18 protein-coding genes are annotated in these 17,702 nt (G+C 68.7%); 5 read left to right on the top strand and 13 right to left on the bottom strand.

What is annotated here, in order from left to right:
* The 4 genes from MX571_RS01640 to MX571_RS01625 all read right to left on the bottom strand — a co-directional run bounded on the left by MX571_RS01640 (nucleotide 1) and on the right by MX571_RS01625 (nucleotide 4,514).
* Nucleotides 1-1,524, bottom strand: a complete 1,524-nt coding sequence (locus MX571_RS01640; RefSeq protein WP_247413851.1) for an alpha/beta hydrolase — start codon at nucleotides 1,522-1,524, stop codon at nucleotides 1-3.
* A 263-nt stretch (nucleotides 1,525-1,787) separates the two neighbouring features.
* On the bottom strand, nucleotides 1,788-2,147 hold the full coding sequence (locus tag MX571_RS01635; RefSeq protein WP_247413850.1) for a group I truncated hemoglobin: 360 nt from the start codon (nucleotides 2,145-2,147) through the stop codon (nucleotides 1,788-1,790).
* Nucleotides 2,148-2,250: 103 nt separating this feature from the next.
* A complete protein-coding gene (locus MX571_RS01630; RefSeq protein ID WP_247413849.1) occupies nucleotides 2,251-2,892 on the bottom strand; it encodes a helix-turn-helix domain-containing protein in 642 nt (213 codons plus the stop codon).
* A 104-nt stretch (nucleotides 2,893-2,996) separates the two neighbouring features.
* Complete coding sequence (locus tag MX571_RS01625; protein ID WP_247413848.1) at nucleotides 2,997-4,514, bottom strand: aldehyde dehydrogenase family protein; 1,518 nt, start codon at nucleotides 4,512-4,514, stop codon at nucleotides 2,997-2,999.
* Nucleotides 4,515-4,879: 365 nt separating this feature from the next.
* Here MX571_RS01625 and MX571_RS01620 point away from each other — a divergent pair, with 365 nt between their 5' ends.
* The 3 genes from MX571_RS01620 to MX571_RS01610 all read left to right on the top strand — a co-directional run bounded on the left by MX571_RS01620 (nucleotide 4,880) and on the right by MX571_RS01610 (nucleotide 6,315).
* Nucleotides 4,880-5,221: a CBS domain-containing protein gene (locus tag MX571_RS01620; protein ID WP_282594526.1), complete on the top strand. Its 342-nt coding sequence runs from the start codon at nucleotides 4,880-4,882 to the stop codon at nucleotides 5,219-5,221.
* A gap of 381 nt (nucleotides 5,222-5,602) precedes the next feature.
* Nucleotides 5,603-5,950, top strand: coding sequence for a hypothetical protein (locus MX571_RS01615; protein ID WP_247413846.1), 348 nt, complete (start codon nucleotides 5,603-5,605; stop codon nucleotides 5,948-5,950).
* Nucleotides 5,951-6,177: 227 nt separating this feature from the next.
* Complete coding sequence (locus MX571_RS01610; protein WP_247413845.1) at nucleotides 6,178-6,315, top strand: lamin tail domain-containing protein; 138 nt, start codon at nucleotides 6,178-6,180, stop codon at nucleotides 6,313-6,315.
* 187 nt (nucleotides 6,316-6,502) lie between these two features.
* Here MX571_RS01610 and MX571_RS01605 read toward each other — a convergent pair whose 3' ends face one another.
* The 7 genes from MX571_RS01605 to MX571_RS01575 form a co-directional block, all read right to left on the bottom strand.
* Entirely contained in the window at nucleotides 6,503-8,608 is a 2,106-nt protein-coding gene (locus MX571_RS01605) for a WD40/YVTN/BNR-like repeat-containing protein (protein ID WP_247413844.1), read from the bottom strand.
* Between the two features lie 170 nt (nucleotides 8,609-8,778).
* The gene (locus MX571_RS01600) at nucleotides 8,779-9,312 is read right to left on the bottom strand and encodes a DUF7261 family protein (RefSeq protein ID WP_247413843.1); all 534 of its coding nucleotides are present in this window, start codon (nucleotides 9,310-9,312) and stop codon (nucleotides 8,779-8,781) included.
* Complete coding sequence (locus tag MX571_RS01595) at nucleotides 9,309-9,770, bottom strand: DUF7262 family protein (RefSeq protein ID WP_368408968.1); 462 nt, start codon at nucleotides 9,768-9,770, stop codon at nucleotides 9,309-9,311. The genes MX571_RS01600 and MX571_RS01595 overlap by 4 nt, the downstream gene beginning before the upstream one ends.
* Nucleotides 9,763-10,461 (bottom strand): DUF7263 family protein, encoded by a 699-nt coding sequence (locus tag MX571_RS01590; protein WP_247413842.1) that lies wholly within the window; start codon nucleotides 10,459-10,461, stop codon nucleotides 9,763-9,765. Before MX571_RS01590 ends, MX571_RS01595 begins: the two co-directional genes overlap by 8 nt.
* The gene (locus MX571_RS01585) at nucleotides 10,458-10,934 is read right to left on the bottom strand and encodes a DUF7266 family protein (RefSeq protein ID WP_247413841.1); all 477 of its coding nucleotides are present in this window, start codon (nucleotides 10,932-10,934) and stop codon (nucleotides 10,458-10,460) included. Before MX571_RS01585 ends, MX571_RS01590 begins: the two co-directional genes overlap by 4 nt.
* On the bottom strand, nucleotides 10,934-11,689 hold the full coding sequence (locus tag MX571_RS01580; RefSeq protein ID WP_247413840.1) for a DUF7289 family protein: 756 nt from the start codon (nucleotides 11,687-11,689) through the stop codon (nucleotides 10,934-10,936). Before MX571_RS01580 ends, MX571_RS01585 begins: the two co-directional genes overlap by 1 nt.
* The gene (locus tag MX571_RS01575; protein WP_247413839.1) at nucleotides 11,686-13,557 is read right to left on the bottom strand and encodes a type II secretion system F family protein; all 1,872 of its coding nucleotides are present in this window, start codon (nucleotides 13,555-13,557) and stop codon (nucleotides 11,686-11,688) included. Before MX571_RS01575 ends, MX571_RS01580 begins: the two co-directional genes overlap by 4 nt.
* Nucleotides 13,558-14,061: 504 nt before the next feature.
* Here MX571_RS01575 and MX571_RS01570 point away from each other — a divergent pair.
* Nucleotides 14,062-14,751 carry a DUF7504 family protein gene (locus MX571_RS01570; protein WP_247413838.1) on the top strand — a complete coding sequence of 230 codons (690 nt, stop codon included), beginning with the start codon at nucleotides 14,062-14,064 and terminating at the stop codon, nucleotides 14,749-14,751.
* 28 nt (nucleotides 14,752-14,779) lie between these two features.
* On the top strand, nucleotides 14,780-16,873 hold the full coding sequence (locus MX571_RS01565) for a hypothetical protein (RefSeq protein WP_247413837.1): 2,094 nt from the start codon (nucleotides 14,780-14,782) through the stop codon (nucleotides 16,871-16,873).
* Nucleotides 16,874-16,888: 15 nt separating this feature from the next.
* Here the strand turns inward: MX571_RS01565 and MX571_RS22280 are convergent, their stop codons facing one another.
* Together MX571_RS22280 and MX571_RS01560 are read right to left on the bottom strand one after the other, a co-directional pair.
* Complete coding sequence (locus tag MX571_RS22280) at nucleotides 16,889-17,023, bottom strand: DUF7503 family protein (RefSeq protein ID WP_282594446.1); 135 nt, start codon at nucleotides 17,021-17,023, stop codon at nucleotides 16,889-16,891.
* 217 nt (nucleotides 17,024-17,240) lie between these two features.
* Nucleotides 17,241-17,657, bottom strand: a complete 417-nt coding sequence (locus tag MX571_RS01560; protein WP_247413836.1) for an EamA family transporter — start codon at nucleotides 17,655-17,657, stop codon at nucleotides 17,241-17,243.
* Nucleotides 17,658-17,702: the final 45 nt, after the last annotated feature.

The following is a 17,702-nucleotide window of genomic DNA, read 5'->3' as shown; positions in this document are numbered from 1 at the left end:
TCAGCGCGCCTCGACCCACGCCGAGAGGTCGGAGACGACCGCCGGGGCGACGTGGCCAAGCGTCGTGTACTCCTCGGGCGTCGACTGCCCCTCGCCGGGGACGAACAGGTGGTTCAGGTCGTCGTAGACGGTCACCGTAGCGTCGTCGCCGTCGAGGGCGTCCGCCCAGCGCTCGCGGTCCGTGGCGGTCACCTGGTAGTCGCGGCCGCCGTACGCGAGGAACAGCGGAACCGACAGCGACCGCGCGGTCTCGAACGCGTCGTACTCGGCGAGGCTCGACCAGTACGCCTTCCCAGCGCCGAGGAGGACCTCGTCGTCGCCGAGTGCGAGGTCGTCGATGCGGTCTGCTGCGGCGGTGACCTCGTCGAGGCGCGCCTGCTCCTCGTCGGTGACGGTGCCGTCGAGTTCGGCGAGGTAGCGCGTCTGTTCGACCAGCAGTCGGTGGAGCGGCCGCCCCGGCGGGGCGAGCATGGCGACGCCCGCGACACCCTCCGCCCTCGCGGCGACGCGCGGCGCGAGCGACGCCCCGAGACTGTGGCCGAGGACGACGATCCGGTCGGGGTCGACGCCCGGTGTCTCGCGCACCCGGTCGATGGCGGTCAGGGCGTCCTCGGTGTACTCGTCGCCGACGGTGAGCGTCGCCGGGTCGACCGAACAGACCGCGGTCCGTTTCGTGTAGCGCAGCGACGCGACGCCGTCCGTGGCGAGTCCGTACGCCAGGTCGCGGTACGGCCGATTTGGCCCGATACTCCCGTCGAGGTCGGTCGGGCCGGACCCGCCGAGAATCACGACGCCCGGAACGCCCGCGTCGTCACTCGGGCCGTCGGTGCTGTCGCCGGCGCTCGACTCCGCTGTCTCCCCGCCAGCGTCGACGGGGACCGCCAGTTCGCCGGGGAGGGTACAGGAGTCCGGCCCGGCGAGCGAGACGCTCGTCGTCTCGAACGTGCCCGTGTCCACGTACTCCGGCGGGGACCACTCCTCGGGTTGCTCGACGGGGACGACCTGGAAGCCGGCGACCCGGACCTCGTCGTCGAGGACGACCCGGAGGCCGACGAGTCCCTGGGCGAACCGGGTCGAGACGACGGCGGCGTCGTAGCCCTGGACCGTCGTCAGGTCCGTCGCCTCGATACCGACGAACGCGCCGTACTGTCGCTGGAGGTCGCTCCAGACGGTCTCCAGGGTGGCCGCGTCGACCTGCTCGGCCAGCGCGGGCGCGAACTGCTCGGTCGCGGCGTCGTACTCGCCCGCCGCGAGGTGGCCGACGAACTGCTCGGCGGCGGTGCGGAGCGCCTCGTCGTCCGGCGTCCCGGTCGTCGAATCGGGCGTCGTCGTCTCCGCGTCGGTCCCGTCGCTCGTCGGCGGCGACGTGGTGGGCGGAGCGGTCGTCGACTGCGTCGTCGTCGGGTCGCTCCCACTCCCACAGCCAGCGAGCGCGCTGGTCAGGAGTACGCCACCGGCGCGGAGGACGGTGCGCCGGGAGGGAGTCGAGCGACCGGTCGGCGTCTGGTCGTCTCTGCGGGGCATCGGTTCCGTGTGAGCGAGTCGGGACAATAAGCGCTCGTTACGCTGCGCGCAGGGACGCGGCGCCCGCCGGGCCACGATTGCTGAAGAGGCAAGTACGAACTAAATGTAGTTGCGGATTCATCACCGAGTCGGTGGGGGGGCTGTGGGGGGAACGTCGCCGACGGTAGCACGTCCCCTCGACCGTCTCCGTCACCAGCCATCGGAGTCGTTCGTCCCCATCCACTCCGGTGGTTTCTCTCGAAGAGCAGACCGCGTGAGTAGCGTCACCGACCGACGACGGGTGCTCGTAGCGACTCCACCTCGTCGAGGATGGCGGTCACGTTCTCGTCGCCGACGCCGTTCACTCGGAGTGCGGACTCGAGGTGCTCGGCGACCGCGTCGAACTCGGCGTCGCCGATGTCGAGGTGGGCGTGTGCCTCGCGCATGTCCGCGCCGGAGTAGTCGACCGGACCGCCGGCGACCGAACTGATGAACTGGACCTGGTGGGCCCGCAGTTCGGTCATGTCCATCCCCTCGAAGTACGGCGCGAGCCGGTCGTCCGACAGCACCCTGTCGTAGAACGCCTCGACGACGGCTTCGACTGCCTCTCGACCACCGATCTCGTGGTACACTGACTGTGACATCGGTCTCGTTCGGTGGTCGGTCGCGAGACCGGTTGCAGCCCATCGCTAGCACAGTAGGTGTTATTTAAGGAACGTGTGGGGTGGTAACTAACGTCGCGGAGCACTACGTCGCGAGCACCTGGTCGAGGAGTTTCGACTGGGAGACGGCGAGGTGCTCGCTGAACGTCGGGACGGTGATGTCGAGCGAGGCGGCGACCTCGTCCGAGGTCGCCGTCTTCGGTCGGTCGAAGTAGCCCATCTCGTGGGCGGTGCGGAGCACTTCGTACTGCCGGTCGGTGAACGCGGTCCGGTCGACGACGACGAGTGTCGGTTCGTCGCCGTCTGCCGACCGGGTGAGCCGCTGTAACCGGACCGTCTCACAGCACGACTGCAGGTCGAGGACGACCGACCGAACCGTCTCGGCGTCGTCCGCGACGAACGTCACGACGAGGCGACCCCCGTCGGCGCGGAGGTCGCGAACCGGACAGCCGTGGTCGGGGACGGTTCCGCACGGACAGTCCTCGCCCGATGCGGTGAACCGGTAGACGGAGCGGTCACCGTCGGAGAACACCGGTCCGTCGAGGTCGGTCGACGCCTCGACCGCGTCACCGTCCGTGACGGTCAGTTCGCCCACGACACCGTCGCCGTCTGCGCTCGACGGCCGACTCGTCGTCACCGACTCGACGGTCGCCGACCGACTCGCCAGACTGGCGGGACAGGCGTCGACGCCGCTGACGGCCAGTTGCACGTGCACTCCGGGGCTCATACGTGAACCGAGTGCTCTCGGAGACAAACCGGTGACGGACTGTGGGTTCGTCGCGAGCGAGTTCGGAAAAACGGGTCGGCCTCGTTCGGGGCCGAGCGGTCCGACTACCGCAGGGAGAGGTTGATGGTCTTCGTCTGCTGGTAGTGGTCGAGCGTGTCGGCGCTGAGTTCGCGACCGATGCCCGACTGCTTGTAGCCGCCGAACGGCAGGCCCGCCACCAGGTCGTGGTAGCTGTTGATCCAGATGTAGCCCGCCTCGATGTCGCGGGCGGTGGTGTTGGCCTTCGTGATGTCGTCGGTGATGACGCCGCCCGCGAGGCCGTACTCCACGTCGTTGGCGAGTGCCATCATCTCGTCGTAGTCGTCCCAGCGGAACACGTCGAGGACGGGGCCGAAGATCTCCTCCTGGACGGCCTCGCTGTCGTGGTCGAGGCCCTCGATGAGGGTCGGCTCGACGAAACAGCCGTCCGAGAGCGCCTCGTCCTCCGGCTGACCGCCGCCCGCGAGGAACTGCCCGCCCTCCTCCTGGGCCTTCTCCAGGAACTCCATCGTCCGGTCGACCTGCTCGCGGGAGACCTTCGGGCCGAGGTCCGTCTCCTCGTCGAGCGGGTCGCCGATGGTCATGTCGTCGATTGCGCTCACGAGGCCGTCGAGCACGTCGTCGGCGATGTCCTCGTGGACGAACAGCCGCGAGCCGGCCTCACAGCACTCGCCGGTGTTGTAGAAGATGGCCGACTTCACGAGGGCGACGGCCTTCTTCGGGTGGACGTCCGGGAAGACGACGACGGGGCTCTTCCCGCCGAGTTCGAGCGTCACGTCGGTGACGGTGTCGGCCGCGCTCTTCATCACCTGCTTGCCGACCGCGGTCGACCCGGTGAACGCGACCTTACGGATGTCGGGGTGGCCGGTCAGCGCCGCGCCGGCCTCCTCGCCGTAGCCGGGGACGATGTTGACGACCCCGTCGGGGACGATGTCGTCTATCAGTTCCGCGAGTCGGAGCGCCGTCAGTGGCGTCTGCTCGGCCGGTTTGAGGACCGTGCAGTTGCCCGCCGCGAGCGCCGGGGCGAGCTTCCACGACGCCATCATCAGCGGGAAGTTCCACGGGATGACCTGCCCGACGACGCCGTACGGCTCCTTGATGACCTGGCCGTACCGCGAGCCGGCGTTCATCGTCTCACCACCGTTCTCACGGACGATGCCCGCGAAGTACCGGAAGTGCTCGGCCGCGCCCCGGATGTCTATCTTCGCCTCCGAGATGGGCTTGCCGTTGTCGAGGGTCTCCAGTCGCGCGAGCTCCTCGACGTGGTCCTCGATGGCGTCCGCGATGGCGGTGAGGACGCGCTGGCGGCGACCGGCCGAGTAGTCCGACCACTCCTCGTCGAACGCCGTCCACGCGGCCTCGACGGCGTCGTCGACGTCCGCCTCCTTGCCGCGAGCGACCGACGCGAGCACCTCGCCGGTCGTCGGGTCGACGGTGTCGAACGTCTCGCCGTCGGCAGCGTCGACGAACTCGCCGTCGATGTAGAGGCCGGTCTGTTCCGGGAGGACCTCGTCTGCGGCCTCCTGGTGGCGCTGTCGTACCTCGTCACGTCGCTCCGTCGCCGAACGAGTGTCGCTTGACATCTGTACCGAACACAACCGCGAGTCGGCCAAACGTGTTTCGCCCCGATGCCGCCGGACGTAACGCTCCACGATTTCGACGAGCGGTGGTCGAGGGTCACCACCGCCTCCGCACGCTGTTTCACCCGAAACCGCCGCCCAGTTGCGACCGTTAGGCGGTGCCCAAACGGCGTCTCGGGGGGTCGGTTGCAGGGAGAACAGTCCCGCGCCGGGGCGCGGCCAGCGGTCTCGGCCCTGGAGGTAGCCCTCCCTGCGAGTGGACACGGAACGACGCTGTCGATTGCTCCGGCCGGTCTGGTGATTCGTCCTAGGGCGTTGTGATGTCACTCGAACGATAAGAGGTGTGTGCGTGTGTGTCGACGACTAGCATGCTGGGGTCCACGACTGTAGCAGACCTCTTGCGAACCGATGTGGTGACGGTACCACCCGACGCGTCAGCGGTCGACCTCGCACGGACGATGCGCGACGAGGCCGTCGGATGTGTCGTCGTCACGGAGGACGACCGGCCGGTCGGGTTGATCACCGACCGCGGCCTGACCGTGCGTCTCGTCGCCGACGACCATCCGGCCGCCTCGACGACGGCGCGCGACGTGATGAGCGAACGCGTCGTGACCGTCGGCCTCGATACCTGCCTGTTCGAACTGACCGAGACGATGGAGGATCACGTCGTCCGGCCTCCCCGTCGTCGAGGCGGGTCACCGCCGTACTGACGGCGACTCGACCGGGCGGCAGTGGGTCCGTCGGACCGGCCGGGCGGTCACCGTCCTTCACCGGTCAGCCCGCCCCTCGACGGTTCGCTCAGAATCGTGCTACATGTTACCAACTAGAATAGTATTACTATCGGTCGATATCGCTGTTTAGGTCGGACATACTCCGGGTTACGCCCGATACGGTCGCTGTTAATCGAAGCCGACACGCCGTATTGTGGTGGTTCTGGACCCTCAGCGCCATAGTTCTGTAGATGCAGCTGAACGGACGATAAAGCTGTTAAACACAGGCACGAAACAGTCTGGGAACGTTCTCGCCAACGGTCGCAAGCGTCGGCACGTTCGGCCCGCTTTATCCGGTCTGCCGGAGTTCGATGGATTGCAATGAACTGGAAGCCAAGCCGTCGGACGGTTGCTGCGCTCCTGGTCGCTGCGCTCCTGCTCTTCGCAGGTTGCGCGGGTCCGGGCGGAGACGCGAACAACACGACAGCAGGCGAGGAGACGACCATGGGTGAGGAGACGACCATGGGTGAGGAGACGACTATGGGCGAGGAGACGACCATGGGTGAGGAGACGACCATGGGCGAGGAGACGACCGAGGGCAACATGACCGACGGTAACATGACTGACGGCAACATGACCGACGGCAACATGACCGACGGTAACATGACCGGCAACATGACGACCGAGGGCAACCTCACCATCGGCAACGAGACGACGACCGAAGCGTAAGTCGTCCTTCGAACGCCGGACGTACCTGTCTTCACGCGCGGAACGCGCGGGAGACGCGACAAACCGCAATTTCTGGAGACCCCACACGTGCCGAGTGGCGACGCTGGCTCGGTGCCGTCCCGCCGAACTCGATACGGCGACGTAGGTCGACCGTCGACTGCTCGTTCGAACACGGCTCTGACATCCGATTACCGTCCGGGAGTCGCTCGCTCGCGTCCGACGAGTCGGTGACGCTCCACTCCGGGTCGGGGACCGACACATCGAGCGACGTCTACTGGGGGCGCTCCGGCGCGGTGTGGAACAACGGCGGCGACACGGTGACCGTCTCGGACGACGGGACGGTCGTCGCTCAGCGCGCATACTGACCACTCGAATCCGATGTCGACGTTCCAGTTCGCCGTTTCCCGCGGCCCGAATCACCAACGTCGTGGCGTCCTCTTTCACTCAGTCGCCTGACTGCTAGCCTCCGTCAGGTCGCCCTGCGAACCTGATGCCGCATGCGACTACCGAGGCCTGAAAAAAGGGAAGGTGCCACGTCCGCTACCGCTCGCCTCAGCCGCGGCGTTCGAGGATGGTGCCGCTCCCACCGACGGCCACGTCGGGGCCGCTCGACCCGATGACGACGCCCTTCAGCGTGTTACTCACAGGGACGTCGTCGTCCGGTTCCCAGCCGTCGGCGGTGCGCTCGAAGACGGCTCCGCTGGAGCCGACCGCGAGGCCGTCCTCGCCCGACCGGGTGATGGCGAGGAGGCCGTTACCACCGGCGTCGAGTTTCGTCCAGACCGCGCCGTTGTACGCGAACACCGACCCGTCCCCACCGGCGGCGTTCACGTCGTCGCCGCTCGCCGCGGCGACGCCGTAGAGGCCGACCGACCCACCGTCGATGCCGATGGCCGTCCAGGTGGTTCCCGCGTCGTCGCTCCGGTAGACCTTCGCGTTGGTGTCGCAGACGAAGAACGTGTCCTCGTCGAAGGCCGTCGCGCCTTTGATGGACGCGCCACCGCCCGGTTTGACGACGTCGCCCCACGAGATGGCCCCGTCGTCGACGGTTCCGGGCAGTACCTCGCCCGACCCGTTGGCGACGACGATGGACTCGCCACCCGCCGGTCCGGCGGCCGCGACGTCCTCCCACGTCGAGGTCTTGCCCTGCGGCGCGGAGTAGTCGGTCAACCGCTCGGCGACGACGTCGTACTTTCCGAGGACGCCCGAGCCACCGGCGAACCAGACGTTCTGGCCGTCGTCGGACGCCGACGCTCCACGGAGCGGGTTGGACTCGCCGCCCGGCCCGAAGTCGAGCACCTGCTCCCACCCCGAGTCGCGTCGAACGAGTGCGTCGCCGCCATTGCCGACGGCGAACGCGCCGTCGGCGGACTCGACGACTGCGTTCAGGCCTTTCGACGTGGGCGACGAGACCTCGGTCCACGGGTCGTCGTCGAGGTCCTCGATGGCCGTCGCGGTCCCGTTCACGTAGACGGTGATGTCCTCAGCGTCACCGCTCGTCACCGCGAAGTCGGTTATCTCCCCGGAGTAGTCGTACGCGTCTACCGTGTCGCTGCCGCCGACGCTGCCCGTGACCGTGTCGCCGTCGACGGTGTCGCCGCTGTCGGCGCTGCTCGCTTTCTCCACCGCGCCGTCGACGGTGAACCCGTAGCCCGTCGTCGCGTCCGCGCTGGTCTCGATGCGGACGGTGTTCGGCGGCGTCCGCGTGTACTCGCCTCGCTCGACGATGGTGCCGCTCCCGCCGACGGCGACGTCCGGGAAGCTCCCCGAGGTGTCGAGGGCGACGCCGTGGAAGGTGGTCGAGACGGGCGTCTCGAACTGCTCCCACCCGGTGTCGGTCAGTTCGTAGACGTACCCGCCGCCACCGCCCGCGAGTCCAGCACCCGACGTTCTATCGACGGCGCGGACCGTCTTCTCGCCCACACGGACGCCGGTGAAGCCCCCCGAGTCGTCCCGTCGGAAGATGTAGCCCCCACCGCCAGCGACCGCGACCGTGTCGGCGCTCGCGGCGGAGATGTCGTACAGCGCGACGCTCGCCTCGTCGATACCGACCGTCGACCAGTCCTCGCCACCGTCCAGCGTCTCGTACACCTTCCCGTTCGTGTCACACGCGAACCCCTCCTGGTCCTCGTGGAAGTCGAGACCGGGAGCGCTCGACCCGCCGCCGGGCTTGACCACCTCGCCCCACGTCATCCCGCCGTCGTCGTACTCGCCCGAGAGGAACTCCCCCGAGCCGTTGAGGAAGTACACCTTCTCGCCGCCGGCCTGCTCGGTCACCGAACACGTCAGCCAACTGCTGGTCTTCCCCTTCGGCGCGGAGTAGTCCGTGAGTTCCTCGGCGACCACGTCGTAGCGGCCGACGACGCCGCTACCCCCGCAGAACCAGACGACCGACCCGTCGTCGGTGACGTCGATGCCGCGGAGGGGGTTCGACTGGACCGCCGGACCCTTCTCGAGTACCAGTTCCCACCCGTCCGCTCTGCGTGCGAGAACGTCGCCACCGCCAGCGACCGCGAACGGTCCCTCCGTCGTCATCACGACGTCGTAGACGGTCTTCCCGGTCGGCGACGACACCTCCGACCAGCCGTTCACCGCTGCTGTCACGCTCTGTGTTGCCCCCGCGGCGACCCCGACGGCGGTCGCCGCGGTCACCTTCATGAAGGTTCGACGGGTTTCGTTCTGTCCGGACATCGAGCCATCCGACTCCAGCACGGTTAATTAAAACAGTTCGTATTTGAAGGTAATTTATCGTGGCTTGTTAGTTGCAATAATACAATTAGAGCAACACTCTCGATTGAGGTCGGGGAGTCGTCGACTCGGCGTCGGGACTACTCCACGACTCGGACGACGAGCGTCGCGTCGTACGCGCCACGCTCGGTCGTCACCTGCACGTCGAACGCGACGGCCACGACCGTCGTCTCGTTCGCGCGTTCCTGAACGACTACCCCGCCGTCGGTCTCGCACGAGCCGAACCGGCGGCCGTCTCCCTCCGGACAGCGCTCGTTCGCCCACTCCCTAGCGGCCGACCCGTTGTACTCGACCTCGTACCCGACGCCGTCGGCGACGCGCGAGCCTTCGAGCGTCCGTATGCGTGGGTCGAGTAGTTCTCGGACGCGGTCGGCGACGGCGGTTCGGTTCGTCCAGTCCGCGCCGGTCACGTTCGTTCCCGCCTCGTGGACGCTCCGCGAGAGCAGCCGGTCGGCGTCGGCGAGCGGTGCGTCGTAGTCGTCGTTTGCCGCCACGTCGGGGTGGTAGCCGAGCTGGAGGTACGCGAGGACGGCGGGTGCGAGGGCGACGGCGACCACGGCCGCCGCCGCGAGCACGAACTGTGCGCGGTCGCGACCGCACGGATGCCAGCTCACACGTACCACACCCGTACCGTCACGGGGCCGTTCGCCGTCGTCACGGTCGCCGTCCCGACGGCCACGCTCCCCGGTTTCTCGTACCCGACCGTGCCGTGGGGCGTCTCGACCTGGTACAGCAGCGAGTCCGGGAGCAGTCTGTCGACGCGCTCGTCGAGCGCCGCGCGTTCGCGCTCGAACGCGGACGCCGAGCGCGCGACCTCGGCGAGTCGCGTCACGCCGCGGTGTCGGGGCGGTTCGCTCCCGAGGACGCTCGACGCGTCGCGAGCGTACGCGTCGAGTTGCGCGTCGCGGGTGTCCGGCTGTGGGACGCCGAGGACGAACCCCATCGAGACCGCCAGGACGAGAACGACGCCGACGCCGGCTTCGACGACCGACAGCGAGAGTTGCCCGCGCGGCCCGGAGAGCGGCGACACACTGGTCGGTCGCCGCCCAGCGTTCGGTCGCCGATCACCCATCGACCGTCACCACCAGTTCCGCCTTCGTCGTCCGGGCCGGGTAGTACGTCACCTCGACGCTCCCCCGCGGGAGCGGGCCGGTGTGTTCGTACGCCAGCGTCGTCGTCTCGAACCGCGACAGCGACACCTCGTAGGTGCCGTCGAGTCCCGACGGGTCGTGGAGGACGACCCGGTCGTTCGCCCGAACGGTCGTCACCGTCGTCGCCGCCGGCGGGTCGACGACGAGCGTCACTCGCGGCGTCCGACGCGGGAGCGTGACGCTATCGCCGGGGACGTCCGAGAGCGTCGTCGCCGACCGTCGTTCGAGCAGTACCACGCGGCGTATCGTCGTGCCACCCGTCGGGTCCCCCCGTTCGACGACCGTCTCCCCGTCGAGTCGGAGTCGAACGTCGCTCCCGTCGGCGACGGGGTACCAGTCCGCGAGTCGGTCGGCCGTCAGGTTCGCGACGCGCGACCGGTTCAGCGTGTTCCCGCGAGTCGTCAGCGGACCGTCGGCGGCGACGAGTCGCTCCGAGAGCGAGACGGCGACGTGTCGCTCGCGGGGGTCACGGTCCGCGCTCGCGAACGCGCCGTCGGCCATCGCCAACCCGAGACCGGTCGCCGTCGTCACGAGGAGCAAGGCGACGGCCAGCGCCGGGAGGTTCGCCTGTCCGCGCGAGGGGGACGTACTGGTTGCTGGCCCTCGCGTCATCGCTCGGCCTCCTCCAGTCGAACGACGACGCGCCCGTCGCTCGACTCGACGCGGATGACTGCCTCGCCGGTGCTCCGCCACGTCCCCTCGACGCGAGCGACGCGGTCCGGGAGTGCAAGCGGGACTCGCCCGTCAACGGCCTCGTGCGGGTGGTCGAGGACGAGCGCTCCGTCGTCGCTCCGAACGCGGTACGTGTCGCCGCGAATCGTGTCGGGCAGGCCGACCCGCAGTCGAACCGTCGCGTCGGCCGTCGCCGGGACGGCCTGCTCGACCCGGGCGGCGGCGGCCGACAGCGCTCGTTCCCCGACCGCGTCGCCCGCCGTCGAGCGGTAGCCGGGGAGCACGCCGCCGAACAGCGTACTCGTCAGGAGCCCGATGAACAGCACGACGATGGCGGCTTCCAGCGCCTTCGCGACGACCGGTGTCGCGGCACGGTCGTCGGCGACGAGTCGCCGGACACTGCGGGACCGCATCACGCCTCGACCTCCGTCCTGAGTGTGTGGACGACGAGGTACGCGCTCCGCTCGCCGTCGTACGACGCGACGACGCTCGTGACGCCGTCGTCGTCGATGTCCCGGCGCTCGACGGTCGCTCCCGTCTCGTCGAACCAGCGAGCGAACGGCCCGGGTGTCGTCGTCTCGATGGCGACGCGCCAGTGGCCGTCGCCGTGGTCGAACCGCTCGTGGCTCACGTTCGTCGCGAGCGTCAGCGAGACGCGCTCGCCACCGACGGCGTTCGGGTCGCCGACTCGCGGTGCGCCGACGACGAGGACGCCCCCGTCACCGCGCGACGCGGTCACCAGCGGTGGGTCGCGGAGGCTCGCGCTGCCGGGTCTCCCCCGGACGATGGCACCCGCGACGAACGCGATGCGGTTCCGACCGGCCTCGAACACCAGCGCGTCCGTCTCGACGTGCTGGACGACGCCGTCGTCGTCGAGCAGTCGCAGGTCGCGGGAGGCGGCGGACAGTCGCCCGTCGGCGAACGAGACGTGCCCGCGATGGCGGCCCGTCGCCTCCACGGGGTCGAGGGCGGCGTCGAGGTCGTTCGCCACGCGGTCGGCGTCGGCGGCCGCCGCGTTCTGCTCGACGACGGTGCCGACGGTGGCGGTGAGTGCCCCCATGGCGATGACTGTTACACCGAGCAACAGGACGACGCCGACGACGTGTGACTGTGCGCGGTCGGTGGAGGTGGCCGTCGCTCGCGCTCTTTCGGACGGGACGCGGCTCACAGCAGTCCCACCCCCGCGTAGATGCCGTAGGTCAGCACGACCAGCAGCGAGGAGTGGAGCAGCGCCTCGTACCGACCCCGGGAGGCGCTTCCGGCGAACCAGCCACACGCGAGCATCGTCGTCTGCGTGACGACGTAGAAGCGCAGGCGGTCGCGGGCCGGGTCGACGGCGTTCGGGTCCAGCGCCATCCCGCCGTCGGCGACGGTCGACAACTGCGCGAACCCGTCGAGGACGTAGAGGTTGACGGCGACGGTGATGCCGACGACGAGCAGCGCCGTCGTCCACCCGACGGCGACGTACACCATCAGGGACGACCGGAGCGCCTTTCGCTCATGCACGAGGCGGCCAACTTCTGTCTGGAGCGTCTCGAAGACGTCTTCGGCGTCGCTCCCGACGTCGAGCGCGCCGGTCACCAGCCCCATCGTCTGGGCGGCCAGCGGCGTCCCGACCCGCTCGACGAACTGGTCGAGGGCCTCGGTGCGCACGTCCGCGCCGCGGCCGGTCATCAGGCTCGTGTTGAACGCCAGGTCGTCGACGTCCGCCTGGAGCGGTCCGAGGTCGACGTCGCGTGCGACCCGCTCGACGGCCGCCGAGAACGGCTTCCCGAGGCTGACGTGCCCCGCGACGGCGTGGACGAAGTCCTTCAGTTCGCGGTCCTTCGCGTCGTCGCGGCGGGCGCGACGCACGGCCACGAGACCGACGGGCAGGCCGAACGCCACGTAGCCGAACAGCCCGACGTTCACCGGGTGGTAGCCGAGCGACCAGCACCCCGCGGTGACGAGCAACGCGACGGGGACGCAGACGAGCGCCGCACTCGCCGGATTCGACGGTGCACCGGACAGGACCCCAGTCACCGTCTTCGCGGGCGAGTACGACGGCGGAGCCTGATCCGGCGGCCGGAGGGCGTCGACCAGCCACGCCGCGCCCGCCCCGACGAGCAACGAGAACCCGGCCGCACCGTAGACGAACACGGCCCGGAGCGTCGTCGACCCGAACGGCGTCGTCACGGGTGCGGAGAGCCCCGGCGAGAGAACTGCCATCACCGTCAGCACGATGACCAGCAGCGCGGGCAGGACGAGCAGGACGATGAACAGTTCGGCGAGCAGTTCGAGGAAGTCGCTCGCACGCTGTCGTGCCCGCGCTTGCCGGTGCGAGAGCATCCGGGACTCCAGGTCGAGGTACGCGCCGAGCGCGTCCTCACCCTGTGCGGCGTGCTCGCGGAACTTCAGGAGGAACGGCGACAGCAGGTCCCGCGAGGGGGTATCGCGCGCGACCATCTCCAGCCCCGAGTCGAGGCTGCCCGTGAGCGCCGCCCGGTTCAGCACGCTCCGGAACGCGACGGCCGTCTCGCCGTACGCGTCCTGTTCGGCGACCTTCCGGAGCATCGTCCTGTGGCCGTCGCTCCCGGCGGAGAGCGCCCGCAGGTACCGGACCGCACCCGGTAGCGTCCGTTCGATGTCGCTCCGACGGGCGCTGGCGGTCCAGCGAAGGTAGACGCCGCTGCCCGTTACGACGCCCCGCTTGGCGAGCAGTCCCCCGACGAGTGCCGCGAGGAGGGCGGTGTACAGACGCGGTACGTCCGGCGCGCCGACTCGATTCACCACCGGAAGTGCGGCGTGGAGCGTCCCGCCGAGTGCCCGCCAGACGGCCGTCGGAACCGTCAGCGTGAGTGCGGTGAGACCGACCGTCACCGCGAGAAACGTCACCCACGAGAGGCCGTAGACCCGCGCGAGGAACACGTCGAAACTCGACCCGACGTTCGCCGCCCGGTAGCGACGCCGGTCCCGGTCGTGCCGGGTGCGGTCGGTGTGTCGGGAGAACAGCGCGTAGAGGCTCCGGTCGAGCGTACTGCCCTCAGTGTCGGCCATGGGGCACCCCACCGGTCCCCGGACGTGAGTCGCGATAGCGCACGACCCGTTCGGCGTTCGCGTTCATAGCCGTGTCTCGGTTACTATTCTGACTTAAAATTTTAGAATTTAGTGACTTTCACCGATGGTTGCTTCTCGACTCACTCCCCCTCGGGCACCCCGAACTGCCCCGCAGTTCCCTCCGCTACCGCAGGGTATATGTTGGCATGGTCCAACGCCCTCCCACGGCCGTTGGCTCACCTGTGGCCCAGGCTGGTGAGGGACCGCGCGGAAACTGCTTCCAGTTCGGCGTCCGTTCCCCACACGGGCGCCGTTGATCCCACCGTGTGAGTGGCGTCGCTCTCGCTCCGATTCGTCTCGTCGTGACGCTGTCCGCTTCGATTCGACGAGCACAGTCGTTCACACGCCCTGGCGTCTCGGCGGACGACGGACCGTTTACGCGTCGATTAATATCAAGCACGACGACCGGATGATTTATGCTGGATAACATTGAGAGCGTAAACGATGCCCCCCATGTCGGGCGCTGACGGTGGCCACGATACTCGCGGTCAGCGGCGGTTCCGGGACGCGTTGACGGAACTGAAGCAGTCCGGCTGTCGGCTCTTGCTCACCGGCGACGTCGAGACGACCGTTCGCGCCTGTGAGAGTCGGTCGCTGTTCGGGTCGGCCGACGGCCGCCACCGGATAGTCGGCGTCACCGACGTCGGCGACGGAGTCGTCGCCGACCACCTCCCGACGTCCTGTGCCGTCGGGTCGTCCGACCTCGACCTGGTTCGGCGGTCGGCTGTCCGGAGCAGCGCGAGTCGGGCGGCACAGGGACAGCCAGCAGCGGACAGCACGCAGCCGTTCAGACGCCGGCTGGTCGACGCTATCGCACAGCACCGGGCGACCCGCACGCCCGGACCCTCCGAACTCCGGGTCGGGGTCGCGACGCTTCGCCCACTCCTCGACGACCACGGCCTCGACGCGACCCGTCGGTTCGTCGGCGTCGTCGGTGGCGAGACGGTCCGGTCCCGCGGGATGGCGCACTTCCACCTCGGCATGCCGTCCGGGACGACGGCGAGCGACGCACTCCTCCACGTCGTCGACGTCCACGTCGAACTCCGGCGAGCCCGCGACGGCACTCCTGAGCATCGTTGGACGCTCCTGAACTACGGTGAGCAGACCGGGTGGCTGCCGATGGATTGTTGGTGACGCCATCGCAACGGAGCGGTACCAACTGATGGCGTCCGCGAGTCCTTCGATCGGGCAGACGACCGGCGGCTACCTGCTGGTGACCGACCCCATCGAAGGCCTGAGCGTCGAGTTCGACACCGTCCCCGACGCGCCGCCGACCGCCGTCTCGACCGACGCGTTCCGGTTCCCGGTCGACGCCGCCGCACGGGTCGAGACCGGCGACCTCCGCGTCCCGAAACTGGTCGACGTGTTCGTCATGACGCCCGACGGAACGCCGGTCGCGAACGCCGTCAACGAAGCGTCGGCGTGCGTCCCCGACGGCGACTACCTCGTCCAGGTCCTCTCGCTCGGGTTCATCTGTTACCTCCGCGTCGAGGGGCCGATAGAGACGTTCGTCGACGACGGCGAACGGGTGCTGGTGTTCGGTAGCTCCGCCGTCAAACTCGGCATCCGGTCGTTGCAACACCACCCCGAAGCGACCGTCCGGACCCCCGACGACCCGCGTGACGTCATGCGTGCCGTCTCGTGTTTCGGCTCCGCGCTGAAGACGACCTCTCCCGAACGGTCGTGGCCGTCGCTTCGGGGCTGCCCCCCGCTCATCAGGGTCGAGGACGGTCCTTTCGAGGCACCTGCCGGACTCGAACGGACGGATACCCCCGTCCACATCGAGGTACCGCCGACCCTCGAACACGTCTACCCGGTCGCCTCGCTCGCGTACTACCTCGACGCTGCGGTCGTCCCCGGCGAGCGGCCCCTGCTGGTCGCCGACGGTGTCGAACACTCGCTGACGAGGACTGGTGACTTCGAGCAGACCGTCCGTCGGACGCTGGAACAGCTCTTCCTGTTCGACTGCGTCACCCGGACGGACGGGTTCTACCCCATCGACCTCCACGAGCGGTCGGTCGTCGAGCGGCGGGTCGACCTCGACTTCCCGGCGCTGTACGACGCCGACCTCGCGACGCAGGTGAACGCGTACCTCTCCGTCCCGTGGGACCGAATCGCCGACGTCCGTCCGGGGTGGAAACTGACCGCCGACGTCGAACCGGCGGCCCGCCACGCCGCCTTCCTCCCGTTCGCGGCGTACGACCTCGCGCACGTCCGCGTGCCGCGAGCCACGGAGTCGTCGGTCTCGGCCGACGACGCGTTCGCCGACAGTCTCCGGGAGTTCTCCCGCGCGGAGCCGTCGGGCACCGTCCAGGAGTTCCAGTCGACCGAGGCGGCCCAGCCACGACTCGTCGGGGCCGACCCCGTCGACACCATCGAACACGCGTGGGTCGGCGAGGGGGTCCACATCGGCGCGTCGAAGCCGACCGCCGCGGCCTGTGAACGGCGACTCGACCCGGTCGGCGAGGGCCCCGTCCAGGTGCAGGTGGTGGCGAACGCCCCGGAGATGCGCGACGAACGCTCGGTGAGCGAGATCTACGGCCTCCGGGAGTTCATCGAGATGGACGTCGAGATCCACGAGGAGCAGACCGTCGCGGAGACCCGTGCCCTCCTCCAGTCCGACCACGACCTCCTCCACTACATCGGCCACGTGACGGAAGCGGGCCTCCAGTGTGCGGACGGGTTCCTCGACGCTCGCACGCTGGAGACGGTCGGGATGCGGGCGTTCATACTCAACGCGTGTCGGTCGTACGCGCAGGGCCGGGCGCTGGTCGACGGCGGTGCCATCGGCGGTGTCGTCACCCTCTCGACGGTCGCGAACTCGCCAGCGACGACCGTGGGCCGACAGATTGCACGCCTGTTGAACAACGGATTCTCGCTGGGGGGTGCGCTGGACGTCGTCGGGTCGGAGACGACCACCGGCCGCCAGTACGTCATCGTCGGCGACGGCAACGCGGCCGTGACGACGACCAGCGACGGGACCGCGTTGCGCTACGATATCGAGCAGACCGACGACGCGTTCCGGGTGGAGTACTACGGGTACCCCTCCCGTCAGGCCCCGCTGGGGGCGACCTACACGCCGTACATGGGGTCGAACACGACGTTCTACCTGAACTCCGGACACATCACGAGTAGGGTGGCCGACGCCGGCGAACTCCGCGAATTGCTCCAGACGGCGCAGTCGGTGCCCGTCCGGTTCGACGGCTGTCTCTACTGGGGTGACAGCATCGCCGCAGAAGACGTCCCGTTCGGCTGATTCTCGACGTCGACTCTAGGGGCCGACGTGCGTGCTGCCGTCGGCGGCGACGGTACCGAGCTGGCTGCCGAACAGCATGGCGGTGAACAGCATGCCGACGAGTTTGGGGTGCTGTGCGACGTACGACTTGACGGAATGTCCATCGGACATACCTAACCGTTCACCGCATCTAAACGAAAATTTTTCTAAAAAATGTGTACAATGATGTTGTGTAATATATCCGTTCCACGGTAACTATGAACATGGTTCGGTGCCAGATGACGAGTAGACACAGTCGTCCCGCAGTTCTGGTGGGTTCCTGGGTTCGAGGACGGGCGCGAGAGTCGCTACGGTGAGCCTCGTCGGGACGCGGGGACCGCCTCCCCGGTCACTGCACGAGCAACAGGACGGCGACGCAGGCCAACCCGATGCCGCCGATCTGTGAGGGGTTCGTGGGTTCGCCGAGCACGACCACCCCGTAGACGAACGCGACGACGAAGTAGAGCGCCGGGATGGCGGTGACGCCCGACAGTTGGCCGAGGTCGAGCGCCCGGTAGAACATGACGCTCCCGAGGCTCATCGAGAGCCCCGCGAGCGCCGAGAACGCGAGTCCCGAGTCGAACGTGACGTCCAGGGGCGAGGTCGGGTCGAGCGCGAGCACCAGTCCGATACCGACGACGTAGGTGACCAGCAGGACGGACATGTTGTCCAGTCGCTCGACGGAGTACTTCGCGGCGATACCCCAGACACCCCAGCACAACAGCGCACCGACGGCGTAGGTATACGCATTCGAGAAGTCGACCATCGTCTGACTGCCACTCGCGGCGTGCCCAAAAGACTGGTTCCTTGC

This window comes from Halomarina salina (genome assembly GCF_023074835.1).
In the GTDB taxonomy this organism is placed as follows: domain Archaea; phylum Halobacteriota; class Halobacteria; order Halobacteriales; family Haloarculaceae; genus Halomarina; species Halomarina salina.
The sequence above is the reverse complement of the archived record's forward strand: the minus strand, read 5'-3'. Positions and strand labels throughout refer to the sequence as shown.